This is a genomic window from Phaeobacter sp. G2, assembly GCA_025163595.1.
Taxonomy (GTDB): domain Bacteria; phylum Pseudomonadota; class Alphaproteobacteria; order Rhodobacterales; family Rhodobacteraceae; genus Pseudophaeobacter.
In genome coordinates this window covers 2,189,824-2,208,940 of sequence record CP104100.1, presented here as the reverse complement: position 1 = coordinate 2,208,940, position 19,117 = coordinate 2,189,824, and the positions used below count along the sequence as shown (strand labels likewise).

Annotated in this window: 19 protein-coding genes and 2 pseudogenes; 10 read left to right on the top strand and 11 right to left on the bottom strand. The window is 58.2% G+C overall.

Annotated features, from left to right (window positions below; translation table 11 throughout):
- Positions 1-150: 150 nt before the first annotated feature.
- From N1037_10530 to N1037_10520, 3 genes and pseudogenes are all read right to left on the bottom strand, one after another.
- Positions 151-371: pseudogene (locus N1037_10530) on the bottom strand (IS3 family transposase).
- A 2-nt stretch (positions 372-373) separates the two neighbouring features.
- A pseudogene (locus tag N1037_10525) lies at positions 374-523 on the bottom strand (transposase).
- Between the two features lie 288 nt (positions 524-811).
- Positions 812-1,075 (bottom strand): DUF2312 domain-containing protein, encoded by a 264-nt coding sequence (locus tag N1037_10520; GenBank protein UWS77736.1) that lies wholly within the window; start codon positions 1,073-1,075, stop codon positions 812-814.
- Positions 1,076-1,332: 257 nt separating this feature from the next.
- Here N1037_10520 and N1037_10515 point away from each other — a divergent pair, with 257 nt between their 5' ends.
- Positions 1,333-1,551, top strand: coding sequence for a hypothetical protein (locus tag N1037_10515; protein UWS77735.1), 219 nt, complete (start codon positions 1,333-1,335; stop codon positions 1,549-1,551).
- A gap of 230 nt (positions 1,552-1,781) precedes the next feature.
- Here N1037_10515 and N1037_10510 read toward each other — a convergent pair whose 3' ends face one another.
- A complete protein-coding gene (locus N1037_10510; GenBank protein UWS77734.1) occupies positions 1,782-1,994 on the bottom strand; it encodes a hypothetical protein in 213 nt (70 codons plus the stop codon).
- 406 nt (positions 1,995-2,400) lie between these two features.
- Between N1037_10510 and N1037_10505 the strand changes: the two genes are divergently transcribed.
- From N1037_10505 to N1037_10490, 4 genes are all read left to right on the top strand, one after another.
- Positions 2,401-3,264: an MBL fold metallo-hydrolase gene (locus tag N1037_10505; GenBank protein ID UWS77733.1), complete on the top strand. Its 864-nt coding sequence runs from the start codon at positions 2,401-2,403 to the stop codon at positions 3,262-3,264.
- Positions 3,265-3,435: 171 nt separating this feature from the next.
- Positions 3,436-3,864: a YeeE/YedE thiosulfate transporter family protein gene (locus N1037_10500; protein UWS77732.1), complete on the top strand. Its 429-nt coding sequence runs from the start codon at positions 3,436-3,438 to the stop codon at positions 3,862-3,864.
- Positions 3,864-4,298, top strand: coding sequence for a hypothetical protein (locus N1037_10495; protein UWS77731.1), 435 nt, complete (start codon positions 3,864-3,866; stop codon positions 4,296-4,298). The genes N1037_10500 and N1037_10495 overlap by 1 nt, the downstream gene beginning before the upstream one ends.
- A gap of 10 nt (positions 4,299-4,308) precedes the next feature.
- Entirely contained in the window at positions 4,309-4,734 is a 426-nt protein-coding gene (locus tag N1037_10490) for a TIGR01244 family sulfur transferase (protein ID UWS77730.1), read from the top strand.
- 195 nt (positions 4,735-4,929) lie between these two features.
- Here the strand turns inward: N1037_10490 and N1037_10485 are convergent, their stop codons facing one another.
- The 5 genes from N1037_10485 to N1037_10465 form a co-directional block, all read right to left on the bottom strand.
- Positions 4,930-6,279, bottom strand: a complete 1,350-nt coding sequence (locus N1037_10485) for a FliM/FliN family flagellar motor switch protein (GenBank protein UWS77729.1) — start codon at positions 6,277-6,279, stop codon at positions 4,930-4,932.
- Between the two features lie 68 nt (positions 6,280-6,347).
- Positions 6,348-9,041: a sensor histidine kinase gene (locus tag N1037_10480; protein UWS77728.1), complete on the bottom strand. Its 2,694-nt coding sequence runs from the start codon at positions 9,039-9,041 to the stop codon at positions 6,348-6,350.
- Positions 9,041-9,364 (bottom strand): hypothetical protein, encoded by a 324-nt coding sequence (locus tag N1037_10475; GenBank protein ID UWS77727.1) that lies wholly within the window; start codon positions 9,362-9,364, stop codon positions 9,041-9,043. Before N1037_10475 ends, N1037_10480 begins: the two co-directional genes overlap by 1 nt.
- Positions 9,365-9,458: 94 nt before the next feature.
- A complete protein-coding gene (locus N1037_10470) occupies positions 9,459-9,857 on the bottom strand; it encodes a response regulator (protein UWS77726.1) in 399 nt (132 codons plus the stop codon).
- A 95-nt stretch (positions 9,858-9,952) separates the two neighbouring features.
- Positions 9,953-11,251 (bottom strand): short-chain fatty acyl-CoA regulator family protein, encoded by a 1,299-nt coding sequence (locus N1037_10465; protein ID UWS77725.1) that lies wholly within the window; start codon positions 11,249-11,251, stop codon positions 9,953-9,955.
- 233 nt (positions 11,252-11,484) lie between these two features.
- On the opposite strand from N1037_10465, the gene N1037_10460 reads away from it, so the two are divergent.
- From N1037_10460 to N1037_10440, 5 genes are all read left to right on the top strand, one after another.
- Complete coding sequence (locus N1037_10460; GenBank protein UWS77724.1) at positions 11,485-12,831, top strand: substrate-binding protein; 1,347 nt, start codon at positions 11,485-11,487, stop codon at positions 12,829-12,831.
- A gap of 176 nt (positions 12,832-13,007) precedes the next feature.
- A complete protein-coding gene (locus tag N1037_10455) occupies positions 13,008-14,030 on the top strand; it encodes a branched-chain amino acid ABC transporter permease (protein UWS77723.1) in 1,023 nt (340 codons plus the stop codon).
- Between the two features lie 3 nt (positions 14,031-14,033).
- Positions 14,034-15,236: a branched-chain amino acid ABC transporter permease gene (locus tag N1037_10450; protein ID UWS77722.1), complete on the top strand. Its 1,203-nt coding sequence runs from the start codon at positions 14,034-14,036 to the stop codon at positions 15,234-15,236.
- A 12-nt stretch (positions 15,237-15,248) separates the two neighbouring features.
- Positions 15,249-16,004, top strand: a complete 756-nt coding sequence (locus tag N1037_10445) for an ABC transporter ATP-binding protein (protein ID UWS77721.1) — start codon at positions 15,249-15,251, stop codon at positions 16,002-16,004.
- Positions 16,005-16,081: 77 nt separating this feature from the next.
- The gene (locus tag N1037_10440; protein UWS77720.1) at positions 16,082-16,837 is read left to right on the top strand and encodes an ABC transporter ATP-binding protein; all 756 of its coding nucleotides are present in this window, start codon (positions 16,082-16,084) and stop codon (positions 16,835-16,837) included.
- 175 nt (positions 16,838-17,012) lie between these two features.
- Here N1037_10440 and N1037_10435 read toward each other — a convergent pair whose 3' ends face one another.
- Both N1037_10435 and N1037_10430 read right to left on the bottom strand, forming a co-directional pair.
- Complete coding sequence (locus N1037_10435; GenBank protein ID UWS77719.1) at positions 17,013-17,396, bottom strand: CVNH domain-containing protein; 384 nt, start codon at positions 17,394-17,396, stop codon at positions 17,013-17,015.
- Between the two features lie 127 nt (positions 17,397-17,523).
- Entirely contained in the window at positions 17,524-19,023 is a 1,500-nt protein-coding gene (locus tag N1037_10430; protein UWS77718.1) for an AMP-binding protein, read from the bottom strand.
- Positions 19,024-19,117 lie beyond the last annotated feature (94 nt).

The window sequence follows — 19,117 nt, the reverse complement described above, 5'->3', positions numbered from 1 at the left end:
CTCAGGCTCCATCGATTTCCGCTGACCGGCATGATGCGTCGCTCACAAAACAAACAGTGACATGCCTGATCTTTTCTGGCTGCACGACGCACAGATGGCGCCTAGAGCCCTAATTCCCGAAGTTCCACGGCGAGCCTCACGTTGATGCCCGGCCCCGATTTGGCGTTCAGGATCGCCGGACAGGTAGTTGTTTTCGAGTAGAACCCGGTTCTTCATGGTTTGATGCCAGCGCTCGCTTTTGCCCTGGATTTGCGGATGGAACGGCGCACCGCGAACGTAATCCATTTTCTGGTCCCCAGCCATTTGGCCGGGTCGCCTGATATGTAGCACGACCCGTTGCAACTGAGCAGGCGCGGCTTGTTTCGGACCACGGCTTTCCGCCGCTTGAGTGCGGCTTGGATACCCGGCCCAGCCAGGCAGCAAATTGACGGCCATTTTTGAAGCAAGACTTGTCGCCAACTGCGGCGACCAGCGCCGTTGCGGTAATCGGTCTGCTTCCCTCGATCTGGCCGATGCGCTGGCACATGTCTATTGGCACGAAATCAAGATCGCTCAGCACAGACAAAAGGGACATCCAACCTACTGATAAATATATAGATTTTATATTCTAACTTCAAATCAGATGCCGATGGATGTAATTCTTTCCAGTAATTTTACCCCCCTAAATAGAGCCCAGCAATGAAAAGCACTTGTGTGAAGTTTCACTCACCCAAGCATCGTGTTTTCGATAAAAAAGGGTGCTGCACAACACGTTTTAACGCCCGCACAACACCCGGATTTTAATTTATTATACCAATGACTTACAGGATATCTACAACATCCCAAGCGCTTCTTTGTACATTTCCAGAACAGCTTCTTGTTCTGCAATCTCATCCTTATCGCGCTTACGCAGGCTAACAATGGCCCGCAGCGCTTTTTGGTCATAGCCACGGGATTTGCTTTCGGCATAGACCTCACGGACTTGCTCGGCGATGTCTTTCTTTTCGCTCTCCAGCCGTTCGATACGTTCAACGAACTGGCGCAGCTCTCCGGCGGTTACTTTATAGGAGTCGCTGGCGTCTTCATGGTCTGTCATGGGTGCCTCATTTTACTGCTGTCATGCCATAGGGATTGGGGCAAGGGGATAGCGGCACAGCTGCCCCATCGCAAGACAGGAAACGGACTGCTGCGATTTCTCGCCTTTTGTCCCTGCCCCCAGCCTGCACCAACCTGCCCAGAGGTCAGCCCTGCCCTGTTCACCGCGGCGCGCTTGATATCCGCTGGGCTGTGGCTTGTGTCTGCACTTGCAATCCGCTAATCGCAGCGCTGTGCAAGTGATGCAGGAGCTGCGCTATGTTTGAAATCCTCGTCTGGGCCGGAGCAGCCCTCTCGGTTGCTGGCCTGATTGGCCTGATGTGGTGCATCGTGCACGTGGTGCGAGCCCGTGGAAAAAGACTGGACGACGACGCGCTGCGCGCGGTGGTTCAAAAGGTTCTGCCATATAACCTTGGCGCGCTGTTTCTTTCGGTTATTGGGTTGATGCTGGTTATGGTTGGAATTTTTCTGGGCTAATCCCGCGCCCCAAGCCGCGCCCAGTTTCAGCGCGGGTTTCTGGGAGCCGCCATTTGACCGCCTCCATTCCCAGGCGCCCGCAAGCCCGACCTGCCCGCAAACCAGACCTATCCCCAAGCCAGCCCCAAAGCCCCCGGTGAACTGGAGCAAGCGGGTCGCGCCACAGCATGCAGCTGGGCGCACCGACCGGGTTCGCTTCAGTCGCGGGCCTGTTCAGACCAGCATCCTGTTCAAACCGGCATATTGTCAAATAGGTTCTCAGCGTCCTGTTCAGCCAGATCACTCTCCAATTGCTGCAAATAGCGCGGCACAGAGAGGCCTTCGATTCGCAGATCGCTAAGCAGTCGTGAAAACTCTGGCCGCATTGCCAGCCGGGCTTTTGCCGGTTGTTGGTGAATTTTTTCAGCCATTTCTTCGGCTTGGGTCAGCAACGCGCGTGTCATGATACTTTATCTCCTCGAAAAACGTGCCAAATCTGGTGTCGCCATACACCTCTGCCGCAGGAAGCTGCTCTGCCTCTCGCACCAGATCCTGCGCGCGCAGGGCAAGCTGGGTTCACCTACATTGCAGGGCGCGGCCTGAGGCCAGTATATCCAAGTTGCCCCACAAGAGGCTTGAAACCCCCGTTAAAAGCCAAGTGCTCGCCCCCTGCACAGCTCTAACCTAGCTCCCGATGTTCCTGCTGTCCTTGCGGCAGGTCAAACCAGTGCACATTCAAACCCGCGCTTTCTCTTCAAGACCCACGCCAGAAACTAATTTAGACTGATCCACAATCTAAGCGACCGCAGCACTTGAAACATATTCCTTATTTTGTATATATCAAATGAAACGAAAGGGAGTGCCCAGACAATGAACCCCACCGTCAAAGCTTTTTTCGACGAGGCCACCAACACAGTATCCTACGTTCTGCGGGACCCGACCGGAGTGGCCTGCGCTGTTGTCGATTCCGTGTTGGACTTTGATCATGCCTCCGGGCGCACCGACACGGCCTCGGCGGATGAGATCATCGCCTGGATCACCGCAGAAGGGCTCACATGTGAGTGGATTCTGGAGAGCCACGTGCATGCGGACCATCTCTCGGCGGCGCCCTATTTGCAGGAGCGTCTGGGCGGCAAGATTGGCATTGGCGCCAATATCACCGTGGTTCAGGACACCTTTGGCAAGGTCTTCAACGAAGGCACAGCCTTTCAGCGCGATGGCAGCCAGTTTGATGCGCTGTTCAAAGAAGGCGACAGCTTTATGATTGGGCAACTGCGTGGCGACGTACTGCACACGCCCGGCCATACCCCGGCCTGCCTGACTTATGTGATTGGCGATGCGGCCTTTGTTGGCGACACCCTGTTCATGCCCGATTTTGGCACTGCGCGCTGCGATTTTCCCGGCGGCTCTTCCGAGGTGCTGTACCAGTCGATCCAAAAGATCCTGGCCCTGCCTGAGGAGACCCGCATCTTTGTCGGCCACGACTACAAGGCACCGGGGCGTGATGACTACGCCTGGGAAACCACCGTCGGTGAGCAAAAAGCGCTCAACGTGCATATCGGGGAGGGGCGTCCACTGGAGGAGTTCACCGCAATGCGCGACGCACGCGATGCCACCTTGGCAATGCCGCGACTGATCCTGCCCTCGCTGCAGGTCAATATGCGGGCAGGCCAGATGCCGGAACCGGACGAACAGGGCGACATCTTCCTGAAACTGCCGGTGAACAAGATTTAAACCCCTGCTTTTGGGTTTGGCGGCATAGAAATTTCCCGCCAAACCGCTGTGGCTCGGTCGGGGGCAATTGCATGGTCAGATGGCTTGTTATCACAGGCTGATATGTCCATCGCGGCTTCAGGGATGATCCACGACCCGATAGCAAAATTGACAAAATAGGAACGCGCGAAAATGGAAATGGATTGGATCTGGGGGCTCGTCGGTGGCGGCCTGATTGGATTGGGAGGCGCAGTCTTCCTGCTCGGCAATGGTCGCATCATGGGGGCCAGTGGCATTCTTGGTGGCCTGGTGGACGGCTCAGGCCGCAGCAATATGGCGGAGCGCCTGGTCTTTTTGATTGGGGTGCTGGTCGCGCCAATGCTGCTCTATCCCCTGTATCAAACCGGTGTGGACACGCATATGACCGGCAATATTGCTGTGATCATTGCCGCCGGCCTGTTGGTTGGAATTGGCACCAGAATTGCCAATGGCTGCACCTCTGGCCATGGGGTATGTGGGATTTCCCGCCTGTCCCTGCGTGGCATTATCGCCACCGTTTTCTATATCATTGCCGGCGGGATCACCATTGCCCTGTTCCGCCACGTATTGGGAGTGATCTGATGCAGCGCTTGTTTCTCTCGCTTGTTTCCGGCGCGCTATTTGGTGCCGGGCTTTTTGTTTCCGGCATGACCGACACCACCAAGGTCCAGGGCTGGCTGGATGTCTTTGGCAGTTGGGATCCCACCCTCGCCTTTGTTATGGGCGGCGCCATTGTACCAATGTTTATCGCCTGGCGTCTGACCAAGGGACGGCACCCCTTGGTTGGTGGAGAATTTCCCACTGCCCCGCGCCCGGAAATGGATCACCGACTGATCTCCGGATCCATTCTGTTTGGCATGGGCTGGGGACTGGCCGGTCTTTGCCCCGGACCAGCGATTGCCTCGCTCAGCTATAATGGCTCTGGGGGTCTTATCTTCATGGGGACGATGCTTGTGGGCATGTGGGCGGCGCCCTTTTTTGGCAGGCAACTGGACGGGCTGGCGGCAAAGGTTTAAAGAACCCACCATGGATGCACGTATAATCACCCCCCGCTACGCCGTCTCGCCGCAAATCTCGGCGGAAGACATGCCAAAAATCGTTGCTGACGGCTACAAAACGGTGATTTGCAATCGCCCGGATTCCGAAGTCCCGCCCAGCCATCAGGCCGCTGCCATTCGTGCCGCTGCCGAGGCGGCAGGGCTGATCTTTCGGGAGCTGCCGCTCACCCATCAGACCATGACACCAGAAAATGTCGCGCAACAGCGCGCCTTTTATGAAGAAAGCCCAGGCCCGGTTTTGGCCTATTGTGCCTCTGGAACCCGCTGTTCGGTGATCTGGTCTCTCGGTGTTGCCACAGAAATGAGCCCGGACGAGATTTTGCAAAAAACCAGCGCTGCTGGCTATCAACTTGATGGTCTGCGGCCAGCACTGGAATCAATCTCCGCCGGATAAATGTGGCAAGCCCCCTGTGGTTCGCCCGCGGGGGGATACGGCGTTTGAACACTGCGGTGCATCCTGCCCGCCAGTCAAACCCAAAGGGCGCAAACCAAAGGCCCGGCCATCATTTGGCCGGGCCTTTGGTTTGTTGTCTTGCGACAAAGCAGCTGCCGACCATCGCTAGAGAACGCCACGATCGGGTCAACGGCTTCAGAGCCCAGGTGCTGCGTCCCCTTCCAGGCCTGCAAGTTTTGATATTTCTGCCGCCGCATCATCGGGGTTAAACTGATCCGCGCCATCACCAAGCCCGGCGAACTCCCCCATTGGGGCTGCGCTCAGATCCGCGCCCAGGTCCCCACCGAGGCCGCTGCCAAGGTCGCCTCCCAGGTTGCCCAGATCCGCACCAAGGTCCGCTCCTAAGCCAAGCCCAAGATCGCCCCCGAGATCACTCATGTCGTCGTCCATCCCAGCGGGATCAGAGCCCATGCCATCCAGGGCAAGCCCCCCTGCCGGAGCCCCAAAGCCCATGGGGTCATCCAGTGGATCCTGCAAATCCTGCGCCGCAATCCCCAGATCCAGCGTTGCCGGTTCTTCGATCATAGGCAGAGCCGGGGGCACGTCAGAACCAATGCTATCGGCAAACCCATCGCCCATTTGAGCGGGGTCCGCCTGCTGGCTGGGTCCAGTGTTCAACCGCACCGCACGGGCGCCATTCAACTGGCCCAGACGGCCCTTGGCAATGGAATGACCGCCAATGTCGATTAAATCGGTTTCATACAAAAAGGCCTGATCCAGCGGCAGCACTTCGCCCACGCGCAGGGCCGAAAATTCATTCAGCGGCACCCGCACCTTGCACAGAATCGCAGAGAGCTCCGCCCGCATGGCCCCCATGCCGCCAGCCAAGGTTGGCCCGGATTTTGCACCGCTCAGGCCGAGCTCCTCCGGGGTGGGTTCCGGCAGGATCAGCTTCAGCTCACCCTGCATCGCCCCAATGGCCAAATCCACAGTCATGGTGATCAGACGGTAGTCTTCCCGCTCCATCCCCAGGATCAGCGAGCGCACGTCTTCGATCTGTGCGCCGTAGCGATAGCCAGAAAACACCAGTTGATCTTTTTCCCCCTGCAACAACGCCTGCACCTTGGAAAAGGACTTTTCCAGGAACTCTGCGGTCATCGCCGCATCCGTTGGGGTGTAGTTCCGCTCAGATGGGGCCTTGCCCATGATCTGGCCAATGGTCTGTTTCTGGATCAAGGCCGTCACCAGCGCCGCATCCAAGGTGGCCGCGCCAATCCGTCCGTCGGGCCCATCGAGAATCACCAATAGATCCTTGTCAGACAGCTCTTCGACCAGGTCTTCGGGGGCACGGTTGGCCTGGCGCGCCGCCAGAACGGCCAGCGGCAGGTCGCATTGCTCCGACGCCGCACGGGCAAGCGAACGACGCAAGGCTTTGAGTGTCAAAGACCCTTTTTGAGCCGCTCCCCCGTCCTTTGACGCCGCAAGTTTACGCGCGAGTCCACCGGACCCGCCGTTCCCAGCTTGCTGTTTTTCCGCTTCAGACATCAGCCATAAACCTGCACGTTTTGCGCTCCCTTTTTAATTGTCTTAACGCCCGTTCGTTACCAAGACCTTTAAAACGCCCCCTCCGGGGAGATTTTCCGCGCAAATGGCAGGGAAATTCTAAAACTGCCTCCCTTTTGCCCCGGCAGGTAGGAAATGTCGCCCTCAAGGCGCTGCATGATCTCACGGCAAATCGCCAACCCAAGCCCGGCTCCCCCGGCCCGTTCGGGGCTAACCCGCGAGAATTTCTCAAAAATTAGCTGCTGGTGGTCTGCGGGAACGCCGCTGCCATTGTCGGTGAAATCTATCCAGACCTCCCCTAAGCTGCGGGTCACCCGAATGGTCATTTCCGCCGGTTCCCCGTCGCAATACTTCTGTGCATTGGCAATCAGGTTGATAAAGACCTGCGCCAGTCGATCCAGGTCAGAGGAAATTCGTATTTGCTCTGATTTTGGGTCGCGGTGCACCTGAATGGGGTGATCCGAACCCGCCAAGGCAGTGGAAATCGCATGGTCCATCACCTCGCTCAGAGTCCCCGTCGACATATTCAAACTCACCTGTCCGCTTTCCAGCACGCTCAGGTCCAACAAATCATTCAACAGCCGGGTCAGACGCAGCGCTTCGTCATGGATGATGGTGGCATACCGGGTTTTGTCCGCCAAAGGCATATCGCCCTCATCGCGCAGGATCTCGGAGAAGGCCCGGATTGAGGTCATCGGCGTGCGCAGCTCATGACTCACCTGGCTGAGAAAGGCATCTTTTTGCTGGGAAATCTGGGTCAGCTTTTCATTGGAGACCCGCAATTGTCGTGCGGTGCGCGACAGTTCCGCGGATTGCTCTTCCAGTTGGTTGGAGTACTCCAGCATCTGCGCCGTTTCATCCGCCACCGCCAGCAGATCCTGCACCGACACCGAGGAGCCGCCGACGATTTGGCCAATCATCGCATGGGCCGCGGCCGCCCCGATCGAGGCCCCCAGTTCGCGCTCCAGCCGCTCCAGGAAGGCCGGTGTGGGCTCTGGCAGGGTGCCGCGCCCGCCTTGCCTGACAAGTTCACGTTGAAAAAACGCCTGCGCCTCGGTCGCGCCTAAGATGCGTTGCGACATCACCATCAGATCTTCGCTTTGCGCCACGGAGCCAGTCCAGCCGCGTGGCCCCGAGGAATGTTCAAACACATTGACAAACTGCGCGCCCTGCAAACGCTCAATAGGGCTTGGAAAGGTCATCAGCGAGACCAGACAAAACACCACCGCATTGAGGCTCATCGACCAGAGCACCGCATGCACCGTGGAATCCAGCCCTTCGATACCAAACAGGGCCTGTGGGCGCAGCCAGGAGAGGCCAAACAGCCCTTCGGCCAGGATATGATCCGGCAACAAGCCCCCCCCCAAGGCCGGCAGCAACATGGTATAGACCCAGATGGCAAAGCCCACGGACAGGCCACAAAGGGCGCCGGTACGGGTGGCACCGCGCCAGAACAGCCCGCCAACAAGGGGCGGCAACATCTGGGAAATACCAGCAAACGAGATCAACCCCACGGCGGCCAGTGCGGCGCCACCGCCGGAGAGCTTGTAATAGAAATACCCCAGGCCAAGAATGACAGCGATGGAAATCCGCCGGGCAAACAGCACCACATTGCGCACATCTCCGGACACCGAAGCCCCCTCGCCGCCTTGCAGATGCAGCCAGATCGGCATCACCATATGGTTCGACACCATGGTCGACAGCGCCATCGCCGCCACGATCACCATCGATGTAGCCGAGGAAAATCCGCCCAGGAAAGACAGCATCGCCAGCCCCTGTTGGCCCTGTGACAGAGGCAAGGCCAGGACAAACAGATCCGGGTTTGATCCCGGCGGCAGCAGCTCCAGGCCGATGGCCGCAATCGGCACCACAAACATCGAGATCAGAAACAGATAAAGCGGAAAGGCCCAGGCTGCGACCCGCAGATGGCGCTCGTCCTCGTTCTCGACGACCATGACCTGAAACATTCGCGGCAGGCAGACAAAGGCCGCAGCGGACAGGAAGGTAATGGTCGCCCAGCGGCCGCCATCCACCCGCCAATCACCAATTTGCGAGGCATCAATCCGCGCCAGTGTATCTGAGATCCCATCCGACAGCCCCCAGACCACAAAGATACCAACCGCCAGCAGCGCCACCAGTTTGACCACCGCCTCCAGCGCCACAGCCGTGACCACGCCGTGGTGGCGTTCATTCGCGTTCAGATTGCGGGTGCCAAACAGAATGGCAAAGACCGCCAGCCCCGCAGTCACCCAGAACACCGTCGTGGTCTCGTGGTAGCTGCGCAGCGGATCGGCCTCCGCAAAAGTTGAAAAAGACAGGGTAATAGACTGAAGCTGCAGGGAAATATACGGCGTAATGCCAATCACCGCCAGGACCGTGACACCGATGGCCAGCGCATTGGACTTGCCATAGCGTGCCGACAACAGATCCGCGATCGAAGTCACCCGCTGGCTGCGCCCAACCCGGACCAGTTTACGCAGCCCCCACCACCAGCCAACCATGACCAGAGTCGGCCCCAGATAGATGGTCAGGAATTCCAGCCCTGAACGCGCCGCGTATCCCACCGCCCCGTAAAATGTCCAGGCTGTACAGTAAATTGACAGGGACAGTGTATAAATCAGCGGCGAGCGTATCCAGGCAGAGCTTTGGCCGCGCGCGGCGCGGCGGTCCGCAACAAAGGCAACAAAGAACAACAACGCCACATAGGCCAGACAGACCAGCGCCAGAACATTAAGCGAGGCCATCAGCTCTTGTCGTCCTGAGGTCCGCCCTCTGTCCAGTGCCCGGCCCAAAGCCGCACCGCCAATCCAAAGACAAAGCTGGCAGCGATCAAACCGCCCCAGACCGCAAAGATGTAGGTGATTGCAGCAGAGGTGGCCATACCACCGTGATTGCCGGGGGCAGGATAGGGATCTGGGTTTGGCCACATCAGGGGGACCGTAAACAGCAATGCGCCCAGAATTGGCAACAAGCGGGCAATATCCATCAGGCGACGACGACGATAGGTGCGCCGCTCCACAAAGGGGCTTTTGAACGCGTCCTGATGCCCTGCCCCATCGCCGCGCATCACAGCGGTTCCAGGGTAACTATGGTGGCAGTTTCCATGAAAACTTGCGGGCCTGTCACAGGGCTGCGCGCCGGGCTGCTGGCGGGGGGACAATTCACGGGCCGGCGTCCTGCGGTTCCTGATAGGCCTGCGCATAAAGGTCGCGCACCGCCGTCAGCACCTCGGAATTGGAAAATGGCTTGGTCATAAACCGGGTCACCCCGGCTTTTTCCGCCATTTCGCGATCTTTTAGCTGGCCACGGGCGGTCAGCATCAAGACCGGCAGGCGCTGCATCTGTTCGACAAGGCGCAGCTCTTGGATCACCTCAAGACCGCTTTTCCCCGGCAGCATCAGATCAAGGATCACCAGATCGGGGCTGGCAGCCTGGATGACCTCCGCCGCGTCACTGCCATTTCCATGCACATCCACGGTCCAATTGTCGCGGGTCAGCAGAAACCGAATGGCCTCTGCGATATTTGGCTCATCTTCAATTAAAACGACATGTCTGCTCATTGGCAGAAGTTCCTCCCAGCGCGGCTATTTCGGACTGTTTTGCCCAAGACCACGTTCTCATCCCAAGGCAGACTACCCCTGCCGCCGGGCACAAGTCAAAACTCTTCCTTCAGGATCGACGGCTCGCGGCGTGCTTCACAGGTTTGACGGGGGCAGATCCGGCAGCTGCTGCCCACCGGTTGCGCCTGCGGCGGCACCTCTCGGCGGGGCAGGATCAGCATAACCGCATGATACAGCGGATCCCGGTCAAACGAGCTGGGCACATGGTTCCAGGCCACCGCCAAGCATTCGAACCCCAGCGCGCTGCGCCCCTGTTGCACTACATTGCGCCGCAAGGGCACATCCGGCCGCTGTAATGCCGTGTAGATCGGCCAAAGCGGACAGGAGGCGCCAAAGCGCGGCAGCGCAAAACCCGCCACCGGTTTACGAAACAGGATCGACCCCGAGGCGTCACAGACCACCAGTCCTGCCTCCTGCCCCAGCACATCAACCGGCAACACCCCCAGGCGCCGCAGCACCACCGGCAGGGGGACGTCAAACCGCCGCGCCAGCGCCGAGGGATCCACTCCCTGAGACTGGATAATCGGCGCCACCTCCGCCAGGGGCATCTGCAGCGCGTCCTTTTGATATTGTTCCAGCGCGCCACGGGCAATCAATCGGGCCGAGTCACTGACCAGCTCCGGCGCGGCTGCAACCAGGGCTTTGGGATTGCTGTGCCCCTGCTCCAGTTCCGGAAAGTGATAGCTATTGGACAGCAGGAACTCCTCAGCCTCCTCCTGTGGCATCCCGCGACGCTCGGCGCTGCTGTCGCTTTCATCGAGAAAATTCACCAGCGCCCGGCTGCTTTCGGCCAGGCGTCGCGAATCCTCGTTCAGGTTATTGTGAAACCGATCGCGCCATTCCGGCTCCAGCTCTCCGGTTTCCGCCAGAATCGAGGCCGTGGAGCGGATCGCCGCCGCTGTTGACAGCACCTCATGCAAGGAGGCCGCAAGATGCGGGTCATGGGTCAGCCGGTCCGACAGGGTTTCGACCGTGCGTTCCAGCCGGGCAATCCGCTGATGATTGCTCGCCAAGACCTCGGCCCAGCCTGGAAAACGGCCGGCAAACTCATCAGTCCGGTCAAGTTCAGCCACCTTGGCGCCTGCATCGGCTGCCGCCTCACGCAGGGCGGCAAGCAATGCCGCCTCAGCGCCTTCGGTCAACATAGAGGGCTCAACCCCCAGAACCTGCGCCAAATCCACCAGGAGTTTACCGCCGATTCTACGGCGGTTGTGTTCGATCAAATTGAGGTAGGACGCCGAGATACCAGCCTTGCGCGCCAGCTCTGCTTGTCGAATACCCAGGATCAAACGCCGCTCCCGAATGCGGCTGCCTGTCAGCGTGTCACGCGCCATCAGCTGCCCCCCTGTCAAAACTCCGCCATTTCAACGGCTTTCTGCGTTGCAACATAACAAACTTTACAGAATACCGCTGAATACTGTGCATTTGTTTACAGAATAGATGATCATTTCAAGGGTTTTATTGCGCAATTTTACAACTCGCTCCCATACTGATTTTGCACAAAACGTGCAGACGCCTGGGCAGAAGTGAGGAGCTGCTCAGCGTTTTACACATAAGGGAGGAATTTATGTCCAAGTCAGCATTCTCGCGTCGCGGGGTCCTGAAGTCAGGCGCTCTCGCAGGCACTGGCCTTGCGCTTCCAACAATTTTCACCGCGTCTTCTGCAGCCGCATTTACAAATGACCCAACCGGCAGCTCGGTCACCCTGGGTTTCAACGTTCCACAGACCGGCCCCTACGCCGATGAGGGCGCCGACGAACTGCGCGCCTATCAGCTAGCAGTTGAGCACCTGAACGGTGGCGGCGACGGTGGCATGATGAACACCTTCTCGTCCAAAGAGTTGCAGGGCAACGGTATCCTGGGCAAAGAAGTCAAGTTCGTCACCGGCGACACCCAGACAAAATCTGATGCGGCCCGTGCTTCGGCCAAGTCGATGATCGAAAAAGACGGCGCAGTGATGATCACTGGTGGCTCGTCCTCCGGTGTGGCCATCGCGGTTCAGGGCCTGTGCCAGGAAGCTGGCGTGATCTTCATGGCGGGTCTGACACATTCCAACGACACCACCGGTAAAGATAAGAAAGCCAATGGCTTCCGTCACTTCTTTAACGGCTACATGTCCGGTGCCGCGCTGGCGCCAGTGCTGAAGAACCTCTATGGCACCGACCGTAACGCCTATCACCTGACCGCCGACTACACCTGGGGCTGGACTCAGGAAGAAAGCATCGCGGCCGCGACCGAAGCTCTGGGCTGGAACACTGTAGAAAAAGTCCGTACGCCGCTGGCGGCCACCGACTTCTCTTCCTACATTGCGCCGGTTCTGAACTCCGGTGCAGACGTGCTGGTTCTGAACCACTACGGCGGCAACATGGTGAACTCGCTGACCAACGCGGTTCAGTTTGGCCTGCGTGAGAAGGTGGTGAATGGCAAGAACTTCGAAATCGTTGTTCCGCTCTATTCGCGTCTGATGGCCAAAGGTGCTGGTGCCAACGTTAAAGGCATCCACGGTTCCACCAACTGGCACTGGTCCCTGCAGGACGAAGGCAGCCAGGCCTTTGTGCGCTCGTTTGGTACCAAATATGGCTTCCCACCCAGCCAGGCGGCTCATACCGTTTACTGCCAGACACTGCTTTATGCAGATGCGGTTCAGCGCGCCGGTTCCTTTAACCCATGCGCCGTGGTCGAAGCGCTGGAAGATTATGAGTTCGACGGTCTGGGCAACGGTAAAACACTGTACCGTGGCGAAGATCACCAGTGCTTCAAAGACGTTCTGGTCGTACGTGGTAAAGAAAACCCCACGTCCGAGTTTGACCTTCTTGAAGTGGTTGAAGTCACACCTGCAGCACAGGTTACCTATCCTGCGGATCACCCAATGTTTGCCGGTGGCGCATTGGGCAGCTGTAACTCGGGCGCCTAATTCAGGTACTCGTCGCCGGGCGCTTGCTATAGCGCCCGGCACTTTATCTTCATTCTGACATCGCGGTTTCACCTGACGCGGCCTAGGCCGTTTGGGCGTGCCGTTAAGCCGGGGCATGAGGCCTCGCAGGGTCGGAATCCACCACTTCCACATCGAAGAACCCAAGGGTGGGGACTATGGACGCAATCCTATTGCAAATTTTAAACGGGCTGGACAAAGGCTCTGCCTATGCGCTGATCGCGCTAGGCCTGACACTCATTTTTGGCACGCTGGGCGTGGTGAACTTTGCCCATGGCGCATTGTTCATGATCGGTGCCTTCTGCGCTGTCACCGTGCAGCGTATCCTAAACCTCAGCTATGAGGTGGTCGACGAAACCCAAAAGGATTTCCTTGGCAACCCACTGAAAGTAAAAGCAACCTATGTGGAAAGTTGGTTCGGCCCCGAAATGGGGGGCGCCATAATAGACTGGGCAGTGCCCATCGCGATTATCTTTGCCATCCCGATCATGATCTTAATCGGTTTTGTCATGGAACGCGGGTTGATCAAGCATTTTTACAAGCGCGAACACGCGGATCAGATTCTGGTGACCTTTGGTCTCGCCATCGTGTTGCAGGAAGTGATCAAATACTTCTACGGTGCCAACCCGATCCAAACCGCCTCCCCCGAGGCCTTGAGCGGCGTTGCGAATGTCGGCGCGCTGTTTGGCACCGAAATCTTTTATCCGGTCTGGCGTATCGTCTACTTCTTCTTCTCGGTTGTCATCATCGGCGGCATCTTCTCTTTCCTGCAGTTCACCACCTTTGGGATGGTTGTGCGCGCCGGCATGGCAGACCGCGAAACCGTTGGCCTGCTGGGCATCAATATCGACCGTCGCTTTACCATCATGTTTGGCATTGCTGCTGCCGTCGCCGGGCTTGCCGGGGTGATGTATACCCCGATCAACTCCCCCAACTATCACATGGGCATGGACTTTCTGGTGCTGAGCTTTGTGGTTGTGGTTGTTGGCGGTATGGGCTCGCTGCCTGGTGCCGTTCTGGCCGGCTTCATGCTGGGTATTCTTGAGGCCTTTGCCTCGATGAACGAGATCAAATCTTTCCTTCCCGGTATTGACCAAATCATCATCTACGTCGTTGCGATCATCATTCTGCTCACCCGTCCGCGGGGTCTCATGGGCCGCAAAGGTGTGATGGAGGAATAACACATGTTCGGACTTGATAAAAAAGACACGCGGATGCTCTTGGTCGTCGCTATATTGACGCTCTGTGCTCCCTTCATTCTCAATCCCTTCCCCACTGACAGCGCCATGGCGCAGTTCAATGCGGGCTACCCGGATCTGATGCAACGCTTTGTGATCTTTGGCATCTTTGCCATCGGTTTCAATATTCTCTTTGGCCTCACCGGCTATCTCTCCTTTGGTCACGCGGCCTTTCTGGGTGTCGGCTCCTACTCTGCCGTTTGGATGTTCAAACTGCTGAGCATGAACGTGGTGCCAGCCATCCTGCTTGCGGTGGTGATCTCGGGATTGTTTGCACTGCTCATTGGCTTTGTCTCGCTCAGACGCTCGGGGATCTACTTTTCGATCCTGACGCTGGCCTTTGCCCAGATGTCCTTCAACCTGGCCTATTCGGTGCTGACCCCGATCACCAACGGTGAAACCGGTCTGCAGCTGACACTGGATGACCCCCGCGTGCTGGGCGTTTCCGCCACGGCTGATGGCTCAATCCCGGTGACCAGCCTGTTTGGTCTGGAAATGCGTTCGACCTTTGAGATGGTTGTTGGCCCCTGGGCCTTCCAGTTCAACGCCGGATACTACCTCTGTGCGCTGGTGCTGCTGGCCGCCTTCTACCTGTCGATCCGCATCTTCCGCTCGCCCTTTGGCATGATGCTGCGGGCGGTGAAGTCGAACCAGCAGCGGATGAACTACACCGGTCTCAACACCAAACCCTACACATTGGCGGCCTTTGTAATCTCCGGCATGTATGCGGGTCTGGCCGGTGGCCTGATGGCCTCGATGGATCCTCTGGCTGGTGCGGAACGGATGCAGTGGACCGCCTCGGGCGAGGTTGTTCTGATGACCATCCTCGGCGGTGCCGGCACGCTGATCGGCCCGGTTCTGGGCGCGGGCTTCATCAAGTACTTTGAAAACATCTTCTCCAAGATCAACGACACCGTGCTGCACAACTGGTTCAACTTTATGCCAGACGGGCTGGAGGACTTTGTGGTCTTCATCGTGCACCCCTTTATCGGCAAGGGCTGGCACCTGACCCTGGGCATCCTGTTCATGCTGGTTGTGGTGTTCCTGCCTGGTGGCCTGGTTGAGGGTGGTCAACGTATCGCCAAATGGGTGAAGGGTCGTAAAGATAAAGACGACTCCAGCTCAGCCACAAAAACCCCTGCGGAATAAGGAGACGGATTGATGGGTATTCTTGAAGTCAAAAACGTAGGCAAACGCTTTGGTGGCCTGCAAGCGCTGGGAGATGTCAATCTCAGCGTCAAGGAAAACACCGTCCACGCCATTATCGGACCCAATGGCGCGGGCAAATCCACCCTGCTGAACTGTCTGGTGGGCAAACTGATCCCTGATACCGGATCGGTGATGTTCGACGGCCAGTCGGTGCTGGGGCGCAAACCCTATGAGATCAACCAAATGGGCATCAGCCGCGTCTTTCAAACGCCTGAAATATTTGGCGATCTCACGGTGCTGGAAAACATGTTGATCCCCTGCTTTGCCAAACGGGATGGCGCCTTTTCCCTGAATGCGATCACCTCGGTTCCCAGTGAAACCGACGTGCTGGAAAAGGCCGAAGCCATGCTGGTAGAAATGAATATGGCAGACAAGCGCCACATGCATTCTGCCTCGCTGTCGCGGGGGGACAAACGCCGTCTTGAGATCGGCATGTGCCTGTCGCAAGAGCCGCGTCTGTTGCTGCTGGATGAACCCACCGCGGGGATGGCGCGGGCGGATACCAACAACACCATTGATCTGTTGAAAGAGATCAAGGAACAGCGCGACATCACCATCGCCATTATCGAGCACGACATGCATGTGGTGTTTTCTCTTGCGGATCGGATCACCGTTCTGGCCCAGGGCACGCCCCTGGTCGAGGATGATCCCCAAAACATCCGTGGCAATCCAAAAGTGCGCGAAGCCTATCTCGGCGAGTCGGCGTAAAAACGGACACTCCCGGCCCCTCCTGCTGCGCGGCAACCCCGCGTCAGGATGGGTCAGAGTAAGAAAGGACAAGACAGATGAACGTCAAACCCGACTTTTCCAAGAACGCCAATGCGGCAACCACCGCGCCGGCCTTTCTGTCGGTCTGGGACATGCATGCCTATTATGGCGAAAGCTATATCGTGCAGGGCATCAACTTTAACGTCCACGAGGGCGAAATCCTGGCACTGCTGGGCCGCAACGGCGCGGGCAAGACCTCGACCCTGCGCTCCATCGCCCGTACCGGCTCGCCGATGGTGACCCAGGGGGAGATCTGGCTGGATCACCAGCCACTGCACCTGATGGAAAGCCACGAGGCCGCAGCCGCGGGTCTGGGCCTGGTGCCCGAAGATCGCCGCATCATTGCCGGCCTCACCGTCGAGGAAAACCTGCAACTGGCGCAGATTGCCCCGCCCATCGGCTGGTCGATCGAACGGCTTTATGATCTGTTCCCGCGTCTGGGCGAACGTCGCAAGCAAGAGGGCGTGACCCTGTCAGGCGGCGAACAGCAGATGCTGGCCATCGCCCGTGCTCTGGCGCGGGACATCAAGGTGCTGCTGCTGGATGAACCCTATGAAGGCCTGGCGCCGGTGATTGTGGATGAGATCGAAAAGACCCTCATCCACGTCAAGGAACAGGGCATGACCACCATTCTGGTGGAACAAAACGCTGTGCGGGCGCTGGAACTGGCGGATCGTGCAGTGATCCTGGACACTGGTGGCATCGTCTTTGACGGCACCGCCGCCGAGGTTCTGGAAAACGCCGAGCTGCGGGCGGAATATCTGGCGATCTGATTTCCGGGCCACTCCCCGTTGCTCAGGCCCAAAAGCCCAGGCAATACCACTCTGACCGGCCTCCCTCTGGGGGGCCGGTCTTTCCTTTTGTTGCTTCACAGGAAATATACAGGCGGCACAAATTTAAAGGCGGCACAGGGTACCGCCTTTAAATTTGTGGACTGTGTAGAGAGCGTTAGTAGCTCAGAACCCCATCTTGATTGGAGATGCCATCAATTTCGATTGAGGTTTCAATGAATTCGCCATTCGGGGCGCGGCAGTTCGCCGTCAGCGTCACCGATCTGAGGTCACTCCACAGCCCAATGTTGCCACAGCTTTTCTGGAACGAGCTCGGAGCCCCATCCTGGGTTAAAATACCATTTTGATTGGATATCCCACGGATGACAATGCTCGTCTGGTTGGCGTCGCCATTGCTGGTCAGACAGGTTGCGGTAATACCCGCGTCATTGCCCAGATAGGAAAATTGGAAATTTGAACAGGTGTTCTGAAATGAGCTCCCAGCCAAAGCGGCAGTGCTCAAGATCGCAGCAGGAACGCAAAGCGAAAGAAGTAGCTTCATAATAATACCCCTCAAGGTGAAAATGGAAAGATCCCAACAACCATACCGAGACATTAGACAACTTTGGCATATTTGCAAGGCAGGTCCCCCGGCTGAGCCTAGGTGCCGATGGTCTTTAGCAAGGGCTTTACAGCAATCGCGCCCGCAATTCGGTTTTCAACACCTTGCCGTAGTTGTTCTTGGGCAGCTCGGGAACAAAGACATAGGCCTTGGGGCATTTGAAGCGGGCAATCTGGTCGCGGCACAGGGCGTCCAGATCGGCCTCCGCCACCTCTCCCACCACAAAGGCCACCACCTCTTCGCCCCAATCCGCATGGGGCCGCCCCACCACAGAGACCTCCTGCACCTGGGGGTGGGTCAGCAGCACCTCCTCGACCTCGCGCGGATAGATGTTTGAGCCACCGGAAATGATCAGATCCTTGGAGCGGTCTTGCAAAGTCAGATAGCCGGCCGTGTCCATAACTCCCATATCGCCGGTCATCAGCCAGCCGTCCTTTAGGGTCTGCGCGGTGGCCTGCGGGTTGTTCCAATACCCCGGCATCACCGCATCGCCGCGCACCATGATTTCGCCCAGCTCTCCCGCTGGCAGCGGCTGCCCCTCTGGGGTGCCAATACGCAATTCGACACCGCTTTGGGCGCGCCCTACCCCTGCAAGGCGCAGTTTCCAGTCGGGATGGCTGCGGTCGCTGACCTCGGCCCGTTTCAGCGCGGTAATGCCCATCGGACATTCGCCCTGACCGTAGATCTGAATAAAGATCGGGCCAAAATGCGCCTCGGCCTCGATGATGTCGGCCAGATACATTGGCCCCCCCGCATAGACGACGCTGCGCAGCCCGGTGCCACTGCGCCCCTGCGCCTTGGCCACTGCGGTCATCCGCGTCACCATGGTGGGGGCCGCGAAGATCTGCACCCGGCCAAAATGTTCCGCCAGATCAAAGATCTCTGCCTCGTCAAAGCCGCCTGACACCGGGCAGACATGGGCCGCCCCAACCAGAACATGCAGCATATTATACAGCCCTGCGCCGTGGCTCATCGGGGCCGCATAAAGGATCTGATCAGCACCCGTGGCCGCATCCACATCGGCAAAATAGCTCAGCGAGACCGCCACCAGCATGCGATGGGTGATCTGCACCCCCTTGGGCTGACCCGTGGTGCCAGAGGTATAAAACAGCCAGGCCAGATCCTGTGGATGCCGCTGCACGGGCTCAGCAACGGGTGCACAGCCCATAGCCTGCCGATAGCGATCAGCCGCGATCGACACCACCGGTGTTTCAACCCCGACTTCCGCCAGGGCGCTGTCCAGTCCAGCTGAGACAATAACCATCCGCGCCCCGGAATCCTGCAGAATATACTGCGCCTCACGGCCGTGCAGCTTGGCGTTGATTGGCACCGCCGCAGCGCCGGCATACCAAATGCCATAAAGCGAGATCAGATAGTCCGGGCAGTTCTTCATAAACAGGGCGATCCGATCGCCGGGCTGCACACCCTGCGCCACCAGCCACCCCGCAAGTGCGGCGGCTTTGTGATGGAAGCTCTGATAGTTGGCCACCAGATCCTGCCCCAGGTAAAGCGCCGGACGGTCGCCCTCTGCCTGCGCCTGCCGATACAGCCATTGCGCGATATTCATCGCCTGATCTCCTCCTGAATGGTCGGCTCTTTTGCTCCCTCCCCGGAGCCTTGCGACAAAGAACCTGTCAAAAACACCCTTCCATGGTGCAGCT